Annotated in this window: 16 protein-coding genes; 5 read left to right on the top strand and 11 right to left on the bottom strand. The window is 60.2% G+C overall.

All coding sequences use genetic code 11. The features are described 5' to 3' along the window. Positions 1-63 precede the first annotated feature (63 nt). From F0184_RS08010 to F0184_RS07990, 5 genes are all read left to right on the top strand, one after another. Complete coding sequence (locus F0184_RS08010) at positions 64-1,350, top strand: bifunctional 2-C-methyl-D-erythritol 4-phosphate cytidylyltransferase/2-C-methyl-D-erythritol 2,4-cyclodiphosphate synthase (RefSeq protein ID WP_150495656.1); 1,287 nt, start codon at positions 64-66, stop codon at positions 1,348-1,350. Next, positions 1,340-1,876: a CinA family protein gene (locus F0184_RS08005; protein ID WP_150495655.1), complete on the top strand. Its 537-nt coding sequence runs from the start codon at positions 1,340-1,342 to the stop codon at positions 1,874-1,876. The genes F0184_RS08010 and F0184_RS08005 overlap by 11 nt, the downstream gene beginning before the upstream one ends. A 60-nt stretch (positions 1,877-1,936) precedes the next feature. After that, positions 1,937-2,401 (top strand): hypothetical protein, encoded by a 465-nt coding sequence (locus F0184_RS08000; protein ID WP_150495654.1) that lies wholly within the window; start codon positions 1,937-1,939, stop codon positions 2,399-2,401. Between the two features lie 166 nt (positions 2,402-2,567). Then, positions 2,568-3,038 carry a hypothetical protein gene (locus F0184_RS07995; protein WP_150495653.1) on the top strand — a complete coding sequence of 157 codons (471 nt, stop codon included), beginning with the start codon at positions 2,568-2,570 and terminating at the stop codon, positions 3,036-3,038. A 246-nt stretch (positions 3,039-3,284) separates the two neighbouring features. Further along, positions 3,285-3,719 (top strand): hypothetical protein, encoded by a 435-nt coding sequence (locus F0184_RS07990; RefSeq protein WP_150495652.1) that lies wholly within the window; start codon positions 3,285-3,287, stop codon positions 3,717-3,719. A gap of 45 nt (positions 3,720-3,764) precedes the next feature. Here the strand turns inward: F0184_RS07990 and F0184_RS07985 are convergent, their stop codons facing one another. The 11 genes from F0184_RS07985 to F0184_RS07935 form a co-directional block, all read right to left on the bottom strand. Continuing rightward, positions 3,765-4,217, bottom strand: coding sequence for a type II toxin-antitoxin system RatA family toxin (locus tag F0184_RS07985; protein WP_150495651.1), 453 nt, complete (start codon positions 4,215-4,217; stop codon positions 3,765-3,767). A 45-nt stretch (positions 4,218-4,262) separates the two neighbouring features. Further along, positions 4,263-5,237, bottom strand: a complete 975-nt coding sequence (gene lipA, locus F0184_RS07980; RefSeq protein ID WP_150495650.1) for a lipoyl synthase — start codon at positions 5,235-5,237, stop codon at positions 4,263-4,265. Between the two features lie 73 nt (positions 5,238-5,310). Further along, entirely contained in the window at positions 5,311-5,739 is a 429-nt protein-coding gene (locus F0184_RS07975; protein ID WP_150495649.1) for an acyl-CoA thioesterase, read from the bottom strand. 18 nt (positions 5,740-5,757) lie between these two features. After that, a complete protein-coding gene (locus F0184_RS07970) occupies positions 5,758-5,997 on the bottom strand; it encodes a GlsB/YeaQ/YmgE family stress response membrane protein (protein ID WP_150495648.1) in 240 nt (79 codons plus the stop codon). A gap of 25 nt (positions 5,998-6,022) precedes the next feature. Then, a complete protein-coding gene (locus tag F0184_RS07965; protein WP_150495647.1) occupies positions 6,023-6,271 on the bottom strand; it encodes a GlsB/YeaQ/YmgE family stress response membrane protein in 249 nt (82 codons plus the stop codon). An 86-nt stretch (positions 6,272-6,357) separates the two neighbouring features. After that, the gene (gene lpdA / locus F0184_RS07960; protein ID WP_150495646.1) at positions 6,358-7,806 is read right to left on the bottom strand and encodes a dihydrolipoyl dehydrogenase; all 1,449 of its coding nucleotides are present in this window, start codon (positions 7,804-7,806) and stop codon (positions 6,358-6,360) included. Between the two features lie 74 nt (positions 7,807-7,880). Continuing rightward, positions 7,881-9,239: a pyruvate dehydrogenase complex dihydrolipoamide acetyltransferase gene (locus F0184_RS07955; protein WP_150495645.1), complete on the bottom strand. Its 1,359-nt coding sequence runs from the start codon at positions 9,237-9,239 to the stop codon at positions 7,881-7,883. Between the two features lie 20 nt (positions 9,240-9,259). After that, on the bottom strand, positions 9,260-10,645 hold the full coding sequence (locus F0184_RS07950; RefSeq protein WP_150495644.1) for a pyruvate dehydrogenase complex E1 component subunit beta: 1,386 nt from the start codon (positions 10,643-10,645) through the stop codon (positions 9,260-9,262). A gap of 14 nt (positions 10,646-10,659) precedes the next feature. Next, complete coding sequence (pdhA, locus tag F0184_RS07945) at positions 10,660-11,712, bottom strand: pyruvate dehydrogenase (acetyl-transferring) E1 component subunit alpha (protein ID WP_150495643.1); 1,053 nt, start codon at positions 11,710-11,712, stop codon at positions 10,660-10,662. A gap of 190 nt (positions 11,713-11,902) precedes the next feature. Continuing rightward, entirely contained in the window at positions 11,903-12,226 is a 324-nt protein-coding gene (locus F0184_RS07940; protein ID WP_150495642.1) for an FtsB family cell division protein, read from the bottom strand. Between the two features lie 234 nt (positions 12,227-12,460). Continuing rightward, positions 12,461-14,095: a putative bifunctional diguanylate cyclase/phosphodiesterase gene (locus F0184_RS07935; protein WP_206668318.1), complete on the bottom strand. Its 1,635-nt coding sequence runs from the start codon at positions 14,093-14,095 to the stop codon at positions 12,461-12,463. Between the last annotated feature and the right edge of the window lie 196 nt (positions 14,096-14,291).

The raw sequence follows: 14,291 nt of genomic DNA, 5'->3' as shown, positions 1-14,291 counted from the left end.
CCAACGTGGTTGAAGACGGAATACATCCCATCCACCGCTCATGCGGGCCAAACGGAGATCCTCATGACCCAAAGCGTGGCAGCCGTGATCGTGGCAGCTGGCCGGGGGACGCGACTGTCCAGCCAGCACTCCGATCTTCCCAAGCAGTATCGTCCCCTTGCGGGGAAGCGGATCCTTACACGCACTTTGGAAGCCTTTCTCCACCATCCCGCGATTTCCAGGGTCGTCCCTGTGATCGGTTCGCAGGATGGCGCCCTGTTTGCCGCCGTTCTGAATGAGATCGACCCGGCTCTTTTGCCAAAATGCGCCGCCCCGGTCAAAGGCGGCGAAACCCGGCAGGTGTCCGTTCTTCACGGCTTGTCGGCCCTTGAGGCCGAGGCGCCGGGTCTGGTTCTGATCCATGACGCCGCCCGGCCGCTCGTCACCTCCGCGATCCTGGACCGCGTCATCGCCGCGCTCGCGGACGGCGCCAAGGCCGTTCTGTCCGCGGTGCCGGTCGTCGATACCCTCAAGCGCAGCGGCGGGCCGGACGCCCCAGCGGCACCCTTGAAAACCGTTGACCGGACGCATCTATGGGCCGCCCAAACGCCTCAAGGTTTCGCGTTCGACGCCATTCTCGATGCCCATCTGAAAGCGAGGACCAGCGGTCTGTCCGATTTTACCGATGATACGGCCTTGATGGAGTGGGCCAGTGTGCCGGTCCAGCTGATAGAAGGCGACGCCGACAATTTCAAGGTCACAACCGCGGCCGACCTGCCCCGCGCCGAACGGATCCTAGCCATGTCTCAAGCTTCCAACTCTCCGGCCCCCGGCCGCCTTCCCCCTCTATCCAGCCTTTGCGATGTGCGCGTTGGCACAGGATACGACGTCCACGCGTTCGAGCCCGGAGAGGCGGTCATTCTCGGCGGCGTGACCCTTCAGCATCACAAGCGCCTGAAGGGCCATTCGGATGCCGACGTCGTATTGCATGCGATTACAGATGCCATTCTGGGCGCCCTCGGCGACGGTGATATCGGCAGCCATTTTTCGCCGTCGGATCCCCAGTGGAAAGGCGCTTCGTCCGACCGTTTCCTGGTCGACGCCGTCGGAAGGGTCGCCCGGCGCGGCGGGCGGGTGGCGCATGTCGACGTTACAATCGTGTGCGAGGAGCCCAAGATCGGGCCGCACCGGGAGGCGCTGCGGGCTTCGATCGCGGACATCTGCAAACTGTCCGTGTCGCGGGTTTCGGTCAAGGCGACAACCTCCGAGCGCCTTGGGTTTACCGGCCGCGGCGAAGGAATTGCCGCTCTCGCAACCGCAACCGTCCGGTTGCCGTTCGACGACAGTGAGGAGACCGGCCATGCCGTTTGACCAGAAGCCGGCCGGCGCCCCCGATCTGGATGACCTTGCGGAGAAGGCGGGCCAAGTGGTTGCCCGGGCCCGGGCGGCGAAACTGATGATAGCGACAGCCGAATCCTGTACCGCGGGGCTGATTGCCGCCGCGATCACGGAGGTGGCCGGATCTTCAGCGGTGTTTGACCGCGGCTTCGTGACCTATTCGAATGAAGCGAAAACCGAGTTGCTTGGCGTGCCATGGGATCTGATCCTGCGCGAGGGCGCGGTCAGCCCCGATGTGGCGAAACGGATGGCTGTGGGAGCACTCGAGCGGTCCAGGGCCGATATCGCGGTCGCGGTCACCGGCGTTGCCGGACCGGGTGGCGGATCGCCGGAAAAGCCGGTTGGGACAGTTCATTTTGGGCTGGCAAGAACCGGCGCCCCCGTGGAGCACGTGCATGTCCGGTTTCCAGATGCGGGACGGCGGACCATTCGCTTTCAGACGGTGCTCGAAGCCCTCGAATTGATTACAAAACACCTGCCCGTGTCGACGGGCGGTTAATCTTGTCGACAAACAACGGTGGGCGCCGCGGAGCGGTTTAGGTCTTTGGAAACCCCATTCATGGACCTTGGTGCAACTCTAATGGGAAACGCCATGGTCCGAACAGCCTTCGCCGCCTGCTTGACATTGACAACCCTCCTGCCGGCCACCGCTCAGGATATGCCCGAGCCGGGAGATTTCTACATGATCTCCCGGAACGCGGATGGGCAGTTCCGGTCGAGCCACAAGATTTTCCAGCGCGCCGCGGATGGCATGAAAGAAGTGCAGTATTGCGGGCGCACTTATTGGGTCCGGCCCCATACGGTTGCATGGACACAGCTGCAATCGGAATCTGGAAACCATGTTCGGGTGGAATACAATTGGGGCAAGGGATGGCGCCCGATCTGCGAGGACCCTCAGAAACAGGTGACCCTTGCGGACCTCGGGATTGATATTGATCCAAGCCAGGTGACGTTCGATCAGGGCGAAAGCCAAACGCTGGAAAGCCGGTTTGGCGCGATCGGCCGGGCATTCCGGGGCAACTGACCGCCGTTTCCCGCCGCTATTGGTTCGAATTTTCATCAAACTGCGCGGCGGAGGTAAGGACGGTCGTTAGATCCTGCCTGTAGTGTTGCTTCCAACCGAGGTTGACTGCGCACCTCTTCGAGCCCGCAGCCGCACTCCGAAATGTCAAACGGATGGTAGGAACGATATGAAATCGTGGATCGGCGCAATGCTCGCGCTCTTCGCTGCGTTCGGTCCGGCGCAAGCGGCCGGGGCAAGTTCGAAAGAGGGTGATTTTTACATCATTTCCCGCGGCTCGACCGGCGAGTTCCTCGGCAGCCACAAGATCTTCCTTCGCGCGGCGTCCGGCCTTCACCAGGTGCAATATTGCGGCCAAGCCTATTGGGTGCGGCCGCAGACCGTCGCCTGGTCCCAGATTGAGCAGACCAACAAGCGCTTTGTGCGTATCGAATACAACAGAGGCCTGGGCTGGCGCCCGCTTTGCAATCGGCCCGGCGACCAGGTCACGGTCGCCGATATCGGATTTCAAATGGAGCCGCGATACGTTCTGGGTTCCAGCGATGCCGGCCTTAAGCGGGTCAACAGATTTGCGGCAATTGCCGAATCGTTTCGCGGCGCTTCCGGCGGCCGCGCGGCGCGCAGCTATCACGGCCAGTAAATCGGCGGGCGATGAACTGGACATGGTTCTTGCCGGGAAAGGGGTTTGCTTCAAGGCCGTTGCAGCGGCTTAGAACGGTTTGCAGACCTGCACCCGAGACAAAGGCGCTGGGTAAACCAAATCCTAACCATCTTGAACTCACAATAACGAGTTTCGTGCTTCCCGGCCTATGCGATCAGGCCCGGGAAAGCCAAATGGAGTTGATTGCAGCAATTCCCAGCACTGTCGAACAGGTTGGACGGTCCCATGCTCAAGCGCTCTGTGATTTGGTTCTCAATTTCCGGGACCGCGGGTCTATGCCTGCCGGCTCTTGCGGCGGGCGGGGATTATTACATCCGATCCGAAGTGGCGCGCGGACAGTTCAGCGGGTTCCACGAGATCCTTCCCCGTCCCAAAGAGGGCTACTTCAAGGTCAACTATTGTGACCGGACGTTTTGGGTCAGTGATACAACGGTGCTTTGGACGGAGCGGGAAGCTGCCGCCGGACGCCGTCTCGTGGTCGAGGCCGAGACCCGCTCCGGACGGGACCTGATCTGCGCCGATGCGCATACCTACGTCAATCTGGACAGCCTGGGACTGCCCAAGACCGAGATCGAGGTCTTGCGGGACAACAGCGATCCTCAAGCGCCAGTGCGAAACCGCTTGAGGATCATCAGCGAGGCTTTCAAGGATTTCAAGTAACCGCGTTCACCGCCAGTTACGATTGCGCAACCTGTCGTCTGGCCTTCACGCGCCGTAAACCTGGTTCGCCCGCGCCTCGAATGCGCTTGAGAATTTCCGGAACGCGCGGTCGAACATGGCGCCCATCAACGATCCCAAAGTCCGGCTCTTGAACTCATAATCGATGTAAAAACCGACGATGCAAATGTCCTCGCCCGCATCCTCGAAAGTCCAGCGGTTCTCGAGGTGCCGGAAAGGTCCATCCAGATATTCCACCAGAATGACCTTATCGGCTGGCCGCAGCTCAACACGGCTGGTGAACGTTTCCTTGAACACCTTGTAGGCGACGGTCATGTCCGCGATCAGCACGGTTCGGCCGTCGCCGAGATCCTTCCGGCCACGCACATGCAGGTTCTGGCAGAGCGGAACAAACTGCGGGTATTGCTCCACGTCCGCGACAAGCCTGAACATGTCTTCCGCGTTGTGATTGACCTTGTGGGAGGATGAGAAACTGGGCATCCCGTTTCTTTCGTCCTATTCGTTCTTTCCGTTCGCGAGCGCGTTTCAATGCCCGAGCTTGGCGGCCCGTGCGGCTCTCAGTTCGGCGAAATCTTCACCCGCATGATGTGAAGAACGGGTCAACGGGCTGGCAGAAACCTTCAAAAACCCCTTGGCGTAGGCAATTCGCTCATAGGCCTTGAATTCCTCCGGCGTCACGAAGGACAGAACCGGGTGATGCTTCTTGGACGGCTGAAGGTATTGACCGATTGTGAGAAAATCCACTTCGGCGGAGCGAAGATCATCCATGAGTTGCAGGACTTCGTTGCGCTCCTCGCCGAGACCGACCATGATGCCCGATTTGGTGAACATGGCCGGATCGAGTTCCTTGACCCGCTGCAACAGCCGGATCGAATGGAAATACCGCGCACCGGGGCGCACCTTGAGATACTTGGAGGGAACCGTCTCCAGGTTGTGGTTGAACACATCGGGACGCGCTTCGACCACCGTTTCCAGCGCGCCGGTCTTGCGCAGAAAGTCAGGCGTCAGGACCTCGATCGTGGTGCCCGGCGAGCGCTGGCGGATTGCCTTGATGACATTGGCGAAATGTTTGGCTCCACCGTCATCCAGATCGTCCCGGTCCACGGACGTGATGACCACATGTTCCAGACCCATCCGGGAGACGGCTTCCGCGACGCCGGTGGGCTCGTTCTGATCGACCGGCCCCGGCATGCCCGTGCGGACATTGCAGAAGGCGCAGGCGCGGGTGCACGTGTCGCCCAAAATCATGAAACTGGCGTGTTTCTTGGACCAGCATTCCCCGATATTCGGGCAGCCGGCTTCCTCGCAAACGGTCACCAGATTGTTTTCGCGCACAACCTGTTGGGTCTCGCGATATACAGGCGACGTGGGCGCCTTCACCCGGATCCACTTGGGCTTGCGCTGGACCGGGTTATCCGGACGATGCGCCTTTTCCGGATGGCGAGGCCGCTCTTTGTCAGCGTCCCGCGGGCGATTGAGCGTGTCGAGGATCGTAACCATGGGCCTTAAGTGTCGTCCTCCTGCTTAAAAATCAAGCGGTATTTGGCCGCATCCGCCATGCGCGGGCCGCAGATCAGCCCAGTTTTTTCAACATGTTCGACAGCGCGTCCGACAAGGGGTGAGACCTGCGCGTTTCTTCATTCATCTGAACAATCACCGTCCGGGCGCTCGCCGCCAGGACACCATTCTGAAAGACGCCCTGGTCGAGCGCAAACGAGCTGCGGCCCACATGGGCAACGCGGGTCCCGATCTCCACGTCTCCCGGCCAATTGATTTCCCGCAGGAATTCCAGTTCCAGCTTCGCGATGACGAATGTACAGCCGGCATCGCCTCTAGAACCGGTTTCGTCATACAGGAATTCGACCCGCCCGGTTTCCAGGAACGTGGCGAAGACCGCATTGTTCACATGCCCCTGCCTATCGGTATCGGCATAGCGAAGCTTGTCCCGGGTCCGGACCGGATAGGCTTCGATCGCGGGCGTGGCGTTGTCCGGTTCTGTCATGGTCGGTCGATCTGCTCCTCAGCCGAAGATCTTTTTCCAGAGGAACAGAAACAGCACCGCGCCGAGGGTCGAGACGATCAACTGGTCAAGGAAACCGCCGGTCACATTGAGGTTCAGCAGATGCGCCAGTTCACCGCCGACGAACGCGCCAACGAGGCCAACCACAAGGCTTCCGAGGAACCCGCCCCGGCTGTTCAGAACCCGGTGTGCGATGGCACCCGCAATCAGGCCGATGATAACGGTAACGATCAGACCCATCGCGGGTGCTCCTTGTTCAAGTCAATCAGGCGATCAAACGTGCCAGCAGAACGACCACGATCGCACCAATCGCGGCAACAACGATTTCGTTGACGAGGGGATGGCCGAGGTTGATGTTAATCCCTGCCAATTTGAACAAGAAGCCCCCGACAAACGCACCTATCAGGCCTGTGATCAGATAACGGATCAACCCCCCGCCACCGACAACAACGCTGGCCAGCCAGCCAGCAACGATCCCAATCACGACCCAAATCAAAATTGCCTTTACGTCCATAAGGTCCTCCTGAAAACGATACTGCCTGGGCGGCGTTACGGTAACCATTTTACCGTCCGGGTCTAATGAAGCTTCAATGAAAGACGTCAGGCGTTCAGCACACGTCCGTACGCGTCCAGCACGGATTCCTTCATCATTTCCGACAGAGTCGGGTGCGGGAAGATCGTGTGCATGAGGTCTTCCTCGGTTGTCTCCAAGTTCATGGCCACCACGAAACCCTGGATCAGTTCGGTCACTTCCGCACCAACCATATGCGCGCCCAGAAGCTCGCCGGTCTTCTTGTCGAAGATCACCTTGATCATGCCGTTGTCTTCGCCAAGCGCGATCGCCTTGCCGTTAGCGTTGAACTGATAGCGGCCAACGCGGATGTCATGACCCTGTTCCTTGGCCTTGGCTTCCGTAAGCCCGACCGAGGCAACTTGCGGATTACAGTAGGTGCAGCCCGGTATCTTGCGGTGGTCCATCGGATGAACGCCCGGCACGCCGGCGATCTTTTCAATGCAGATGACGCCTTCGTGTTCGGCCTTGTGCGCCAGCATTGGCGGACCTGCTACATCGCCAATTGCGTAGATGCCTGGGACGTTGGTCTTGCCATAACCATCAATGACAATGCAGCCCCGGTCCGTTTTCACGCCAAGCGTTTCAAGGCCAAGGTTCTCGATGTTGCCCTGAACACCAACAGCGGAAATCAAATGGTCGGCCGTGATCTGGGTCACCTTGCCGGATTTGTCCTCGATATGGGCGGTGATGGCGTTCGCGGCCTTGTCGACCTTGGTCACTTTGGCTTCGGTCAGGATATTCAGGCCGCGCTTTTCCAGCGCCTTGCGGGCGAATTTCGAGATTTCCTCGTCTTCCACCGGCATAACGTTCTTCATCAGTTCCACGACGGTCACATCGACGCCCATCGAGCGGTAAAACGAGGCAAATTCGATCCCAATCGCCCCCGACCCCATGACCACGAGCGATTTGGGCATTTTTTCCGGTTTCATCGCCTCGAAATAGGTCCAGATCAGCTTGCCATCTGGCTCGATCCCCGGCAGGGCACGCGGACGCGCGCCGGTCGCCACGATGATATGCTTGGCGGTATAGATGCCCTCGCCTTTGGTTCCTTTCGGGGCCGGATGCTGCGGCTCGACCGCAGGCTTGGACGGTTTGCCGACGACGATTTCACCCGGTTTGGTGAGCTTGGCTTCACCCCAGATCACATCGATCTTGTTTTTCTTCATCAGGAAGCCGACACCGCCGTTGAGCCGGGCGGAGACGCCGCGCGAGCGCGCGACCACGTCCTTCACATCGGCCTTCATGGTGCCGTCCAGCGTCAGGCCGAAACTCTTGGCGTGATTTGCGTGATCCATGATTTCGGCCGAGCGCAGCAGCGCCTTGGTCGGGATACAGCCCCAGTTGAGGCAGATGCCCCCCAGATGCTCGCGTTCCACGATGGCGGTCTTCAGTCCGAGCTGGGCCGCGCGGATGGCCGTCACATAGCCGCCCGGGCCCGAGCCGATGATGATGACGTCATATGCGTTGTCAGCCATCTGATCGATCCTTTTGTCGATTGAGAAAGACCGGCGCGGCCTTCAGCAAAAGCCGCGCCGCCGGTTCGGTCAGACTAGACCAGCATGCTCATCGGATTTTCGATGTAGCCCTTGAAGGCCGCCAGAAGTTCCGCCCCCAGGGCGCCGTCCACGCAGCGGTGGTCGGTGGAGAGCGTCACGCTCATCATGGTGGCGATCGCAAGCGCGTCGTCCTTGACGATCGGCCGTTTCTCGCCCGCGCCGATCGCCAGGATCGTGGCGTGGGGCGGATTGACGACAGCGGAGAAGTTCTTGACGCCCATCATGCCCATGTTGGACACGGCGGTGGTGCCGCCCTGATATTCATGCGGCAGCAGCTTCTTCGACTTCGCCCGCGCGCCCATGTCCTTCATCTCGTTGGAGATGACGGAGAGCGGCTTCATTTCGGCCTGCCGGATGATCGGGGTGATCAAGCCACCAGGGATCGACACGGCAACGCCGACATCGGCATGCTTGTGCTTGACCATCGCCTCATCGGTCCAGGACACGTTGGCATCCGGCACGTCCCTCAGCGCGAGCGCGACAGCCTTGATGATCATGTCGTTCACCGACAGCTTGAAGGCCGGCTTGCCGTCCTTGTCCTTGGAGGCCGAGCCGTTGAGCTGCGCCCGCAAGGCCATAAGGGCATCCAGTTCGCAGTCCACCGTCACGTAGAAATGGGGAATGGTCTGCTTGGACTCGGTCAGGCGCTTGGCGATCGTCTTGCGCATTCCGTCATGCGGCTCGAGTTCGTAGGACCCTTCCTCGAACAGCTTGAGCACCTGATCCTTGGAGGGACCAGCGGGGGCCGCGGCTGCGGGCGCGGGGGCTGCAGCGGCCGGAGCAGCTGCGGCAGCTGCGGGGGCAGCCTTTCCAATCCCCTTTTCAAGGGCCGCCTCGATGTCCTTCTTCACGATCCGGCCATGCGGACCGGATCCGCTGAGCTGCGCAAGATCAAGGCCGTTCAGCTTGGCAAGCCGGCGGGCGAGAGGCGAGGAAAAAACCCGTCCGCCATCGGCTGTTTTCGGGGCAGGCATCGGATCGGTCGCCGCCTTCGCGCCAACCTCGATCACCGTGTTGTTGGCCGGAGCGGCCGGAACCGCGTCTGCTGCCGGTGCCGGGCCCGCACCCGTACCGGAGCCAGCTGTGCTGTCCATGGCGCCGGCGTCTTCGCCATCTTCCAGAAGAATGGCGATCAACGCATTGACCTTCACGTTGGCTGTGCCTTCCGGAACGACGATCTTGCCGACGGTGCCTTCGTCGACGGCTTCCACTTCCATGGTCGCCTTGTCGGTTTCAATCTCGGCAATGACATCGCCGGCCGAGACCGTGTCGCCTTCCTTGACCATCCATTTGGCCAGATTGCCCTCTTCCATGGTCGGCGAGAGCGCGGGCATGGTGATATTGATCGGCATGTTTGCCTCCCTTGCTCTCGTTAAGCCGTGTAAGTGACGGCCTTGACCGCGTCGATGACCTCCGGAACGCTCGGCAGGGCCAGCTTTTCCAGATTGGCGGCATACGGCATCGGAACGTCCTTGCCGGTTACCCGCAAAACGGGCGCATCGAGATAATCAAAGGCCTGTTCCTGTACCTGATAGGCAATCTCGGCGGAGACCGAGCACATCGGGAAGGCCTCCTCGATGGTCACGATCCTGCCCGTCTTGCGGACAGAGGCGAGAACCGTGTCGATGTCGAGCGGCCGGATGGTGCGCAGGTTGATCACCTCTGCGGAAATGCCCATGCCGGCCAGCTCATCCGCTGCCTTCATGGTGTAGGTCATGCCGATACCCCAAGACACCAGCGTTACGTCCGTGCCGGCGCGTTCGATCTTCGCCTTGCCAATCGGCAGAACGAAGTCCTCCATGTCGGGGATTTCGAAAGAATGTCCATACAGGATTTCGTTTTCCAGGAAGACGACCGGGTTCGGGTCGCGGATCGCGGCCTTCAGCAGACCTTTCGCATCGGCGGCCGAATAGGGCTGAACCACCTTGAGGCCCGGCACATGCGCGTACCAGGATGCGTAGTCCTGTGAATGCTGGGCTCCGACCCGGGCCGCCGCGCCGTTCGGACCGCGGAACACGATTGGCGCGCCCATCTGGCCACCCGACATGTAAAGCGTTTTGGCAGCGGAGTTGATGATCTGGTCGATCGCCTGCATGGCGAAGTTGAAGGTCATGAACTCGACGATAGGCTTCAGACCTGTCATGGCCGCTCCAACGCCAAGGCCTGCAAAGCCGTGCTCGGTGATCGGCGTGTCGATGACGCGTTTGGGGCCGAATTCGTCCAGCAAGCCCTGGGTGATCTTGTAAGCGCCCTGATATTCGGCTACCTCCTCGCCCATGATGAAGACATCGCCGTCGCGGCGCATTTCTTCGGCCATCGCATCGCGCAAGGCTTCGCGCACCGTGCTGGACTTCATCTGCGTGCCTTCCGGCACTTCCGGATCCGCCGGTGTGTCGATGGCAGGGGCCTGAGGATGCGGAGCCGATGCCACAGGTTGTGCCGGCACCGGGGCGGGACCGTTGTCCGCGGCAGGAGCCGGGGCGCTTGCGGCCGCGTCCAGCGCTGAGGCGTCTTCGCCTTCGCCCAGCAGAACAGCAATCTTTTCGTTGACCTTGACGGCGTCGGTGCCCTCGGCAACCAGAATCTTGCCCAAGACCCCTTCGTCGACAGCCTCCACTTCCATGGTGGCCTTGTCGGTTTCGATTTCGGCAATCACATCCCCGGCAGAGACGGTGTCACCTTCGGCTTTCAGCCACTTGGCGAGCTTCCCCTCTTCCATGGTCGGCGACAAGGCCGGCATGAGAATATCAATCGGCATGGTGTCCCCCGCCCTTAAAGCAAAATATCGGTGTAAAGTTCGGACGGATCCGGCTCCGGATCGGTCTGGGCGAACTCGGCCGCTTCGGCAACGCGCGCGCGGACGTCCTTGTCGATCGCCTTCAGCTCGTCCTCCGTTGCCCAGTTGGCGTCCAGCAGCCGTGCCCGCACCTGTTCGATCGGGTCGTGCTCCGTGCGCATTTTCTGGACTTCGTCTTTGGACCGGTATTTCGCGGGGTCGGACATGGAGTGGCCGCGATAGCGGTAGGTAATCATTTCAAGGATAAACGGCCCCTTCCCGGCGCGGCAGTACTCGAGCGCATTTTCGGATGCGGCCATCACCGCGCGCACGTCCATGCCGTCCACCTGTTCGCCCGGGATGCCGAAAGACACGCCGCGCTGGGACAGGTCGGTGGTCGACGACGCCCGTTCGACGCTGGTGCCCATGCCGTACCGGTTGTTCTCGATCACATAAATCACCGGCAGCTTCCAGAGGGCCGCCATGTTGAAGCTCTCGTAAATCTGGCCCTGGTTGGCGGCGCCGTCGCCGAAGAACGTCATGCAAACATTGCCGTTCTCCCGGTATTTGTTCGCAAAGCCGATGCCGGTGCCGAGCGACACCTGGGCGCCGACGATACCATGGCCGCCGTAGAAGTGCTTTTCCTTGGAGAACATGTGCATGGAGCCGCCCTTGCCTTTGGACAGGCCGCCCCTGCGTCCGGTGAGTTCGGCCATCACGCCCTTCGGGTCAAGATCCATCGCGAGCATGTGACCGTGATCGCGATAGGCGGTGATCATCTGATCGCCGTCCTTCTTGGCCATCTGCATCCCGACGACGACGGCTTCCTGACCGATGTAAAGATGGCAGAAGCCACCGATATAGCCCATGCCGTAAAGTTGACCGGCTTTTTCCTCGAACCGCCGGATCAGCAGCATTTCCTTGTAGGCGTGGAGTTCCTGGTCCTTGTCGAACTCGGCGATCGCGGGCGCGGCCTTCTTGGCAGCTCCGCGGGACCGGCCGGTGGTTCTTGCACCCGTGCCGGTGGTGGATTTTGTTGCTGTGGCCATAACCCTCTTCTCGACGTGACGTTTCCCCTAAGACATCAGAGCAAAACGTAGCCCGTCACAGACTTCAATCCAAGTCTGCATGTAGCACGCACAAATACTGATATCTTTTTGTTTTGATGGGATATTTAGTCGTAAACTGAAATCCGATTAACAGTCGTCCATTAATCGTTTTCGAGTTAATTGCACGCCTCTACCTGCCGGTCGTCAAAATGACCAGTTCATCGCTCTGGACCACATTCAGGTTGCGGCGCGCCTGTTCGTCCAGCATGTCAGGGTTCAGGCTCTCGGGCCGAAGCAGTGTCACCTGCGCAACCAGCGCTTCGCGCTGCTTGACAAGACGGTCGTGCTCCACCTCGAGTGCGCGCACTTCATGTTCGATACGGGCCCTGCCGACAAGCCCCAGTTCTCCATTTAGCGCATGAAATCCGAAATAGCTCAAGGCGGCAAGAGCCGCCGCCGGAACGACAAGACGGCGGAGAGTGGATTTTTTACGCTGACGGGTTGGTGCAGGCACGGAGGAAACCCTTACACATGTACTTTGGGCTTTGTAGAGGCATGGTGCCGTCTTAGACTTAACAGACGGTTTCCGGCATCCGCGTTGTGACCACAAACCAACGGCGCTTTGAGAATAATTCACTGCGTTTGAAGGGGCCGCCCATGCGCTCTTGAGCCGGGCCTGATGGGGTCGCGAAAACGCCGTTCAGCCGCAGGCTGTCATCGTTAGGGAACGTCTGGGAAAGCTGCCAGATCAGGAGGCCCCGACAGCCGCCTCCGTGTCGAAGAACAAGAGCGCGATGTCTTCGATCGACATCGGGCCGCCGAACAGATAGCCCTGCCCGAACTCACATCCGAGCGATGCGAACAAATCCCGTTGCTCAATCGTCTCCACTCCCTCCACGACCACACCCGCATCCATTTTGCGGGCAAGCGCGAGCATCATGGCGATGATTTCCAGCGTGAGATCGTTTTTGAAAGCCTGATTGACAAATGACCGGTCAATCTTGAGTTCGCTCCACTTGAAGCGGCTGAGATAAGACAGGGCCGAATACCCGGTGCCGAAATCGTCCAGGGATATCTCAACGCCGAAATCGCTGAGCGTTTGCAGCGTCTCATAGACATGATCAATGTCGGTCATGAAAACCGACTCGGTTACTTCCAGTTTCAAGCGATGCGCCGGAAGCCCCGTGCGCGCCAGGCATTCGCGCACCATTCCACAGACATCGTCATTGAAGATCTGGGAGACCGACAGGTTCACGGAGACCGGCAGGCTGTCAGAGACAAGCTGCACTTCGGTGCAAGCCGTCTCGAGGATCAGGCGGCCGAGTGGGACAATGTCACCACTGGATTCGGCCACGGGAATGAATTCGGCGGGCGAGACCCAGCCAAGATCGGGATGATGCCATCGCGCCAGAGCTTCCAGAGCACTGATCTCACCGGTTTTGAGATCGAATTGCGGCTGGTAGTAAGGGATGACACCACACTGGTCGATGGCCTTTCCCAGTTCGGCCTCGATCATGAGCCGTCTTTGCAGTTCAGCGCGCATGATCGGCTTGTAGGTCACGATTTGACCCTGCGGCTTGCGCTTTGCGGCATTGAGGGCGAGTTCGGCGTTCTGAACCGGATCGGTATAGACGTCGTCCACCCTGCCAGTGCGCGCCACCCCAATCGACAGGCTGACCAGGATCGTCCCGTAGGCGGTTTCAATGGGCTGGCGGAACAGGCCGGCAATATCGTGTGCGATCTTGAGAAGGTCCGTCCCGCTGTCCCTGTCGATCCGTACCATGCACAGAAATCCCGCGCCGGTTCCCCGGGCCAGGACGTTTCGCGGATCGATATTGGCCAGGTGCACGCCCACGCGATCGGCCACTTCCTTCAAAAGCGCATCGCCCGCCGCGTATCCGAGACTGTCGGTGATGCGGCGAAGCGCAGAAAGATCGAAGGCGATGATGCCGATCCGGTCGCCTTCAAGCATCGCGCCGCGCGCGCTTTCGACCCGCATGTTGAAGGCCTGCCGGTTGGGCAACTGGGTCAGCATGTCATGGTCGTTCAAGAACTGGCCATGACGTGTCTCTTCCAGCAGTCTTCGCCGAAGGGCCCGATACTTGGAATAGATCAGGACAGCCGCGCCAGTGGCAAACAATGCTGCGGCCCATGATGCGATCACCACGGCAAAGGACACCGGCACAGAGGTTTCGGCGACCGGCTGAGCGGCAGCAGGTGCGGACCAGAGCGCCCACATCAAGACCACAATCACGGGCAAGAACAGGCCAAAGGCCTCAGGGGCCGAACGGCCGGCAGCGCGCCTTGAAACCGGCGTCGCATGCCAAGACCGGCCCTCCAGAGCCATCATTGCGGGACCATATGGGTTGCGTAGTATTGCCAAGATCATCCTTTTCTCTCGGCCGGCGGCTGATCGGACATGTCCAGTAATCCACGTCCATTTGACGCTACTGAAACACAAAGCCCTGAATCAGCTCTAAATATTTTGCCTCCGATTGTTTCGGCTTTTCTGCCGGTGGATCCGTCTCAAAGCGACGCACGCCGGTTCAGGGCAACGGCAGTCGCGGTTCACCCTGCGT

It is taken from the genome of Roseibium aquae, assembly GCF_008711285.1.
GTDB classification, from domain to species: domain Bacteria; phylum Pseudomonadota; class Alphaproteobacteria; order Rhizobiales; family Stappiaceae; genus Roseibium; species Roseibium aquae.
Note: the sequence above shows the minus strand (reverse complement) of the source record. Positions and strands in the feature narration are given on the sequence as shown.

Coding starts and splice junctions, on each gene's coding strand:
- pdhA (WP_150495643.1), bottom strand. CDS start 11,712: ATGGCCACAGCAACAAAATCCACCACCGGCACGGGTGCAAGAACCACC.
- lpdA (WP_150495646.1), bottom strand. CDS start 7,806: ATGGCTGACAACGCATATGACGTCATCATCATCGGCTCGGGCCCGGGC.
- F0184_RS07950 (WP_150495644.1), bottom strand. CDS start 10,645: ATGCCGATTGATATTCTCATGCCGGCCTTGTCGCCGACCATGGAAGAG.
- F0184_RS07995 (WP_150495653.1), top strand. CDS start 2,568: ATGAAATCGTGGATCGGCGCAATGCTCGCGCTCTTCGCTGCGTTCGGT.
- F0184_RS07990 (WP_150495652.1), top strand. CDS start 3,285: ATGCTCAAGCGCTCTGTGATTTGGTTCTCAATTTCCGGGACCGCGGGT.
- F0184_RS08005 (WP_150495655.1), top strand. CDS start 1,340: ATGCCGTTTGACCAGAAGCCGGCCGGCGCCCCCGATCTGGATGACCTT.
- F0184_RS07985 (WP_150495651.1), bottom strand. CDS start 4,217: ATGCCCAGTTTCTCATCCTCCCACAAGGTCAATCACAACGCGGAAGAC.
- lipA (WP_150495650.1), bottom strand. CDS start 5,237: ATGGTTACGATCCTCGACACGCTCAATCGCCCGCGGGACGCTGACAAA.
- F0184_RS07975 (WP_150495649.1), bottom strand. CDS start 5,739: ATGACAGAACCGGACAACGCCACGCCCGCGATCGAAGCCTATCCGGTC.
- F0184_RS07955 (WP_150495645.1), bottom strand. CDS start 9,239: ATGCCGATCAATATCACCATGCCCGCGCTCTCGCCGACCATGGAAGAG.
- F0184_RS08010 (WP_150495656.1), top strand. CDS start 64: ATGACCCAAAGCGTGGCAGCCGTGATCGTGGCAGCTGGCCGGGGGACG.
- F0184_RS07965 (WP_150495647.1), bottom strand. CDS start 6,271: ATGGACGTAAAGGCAATTTTGATTTGGGTCGTGATTGGGATCGTTGCT.
- F0184_RS08000 (WP_150495654.1), top strand. CDS start 1,937: ATGGACCTTGGTGCAACTCTAATGGGAAACGCCATGGTCCGAACAGCC.
- F0184_RS07970 (WP_150495648.1), bottom strand. CDS start 5,997: ATGGGTCTGATCGTTACCGTTATCATCGGCCTGATTGCGGGTGCCATC.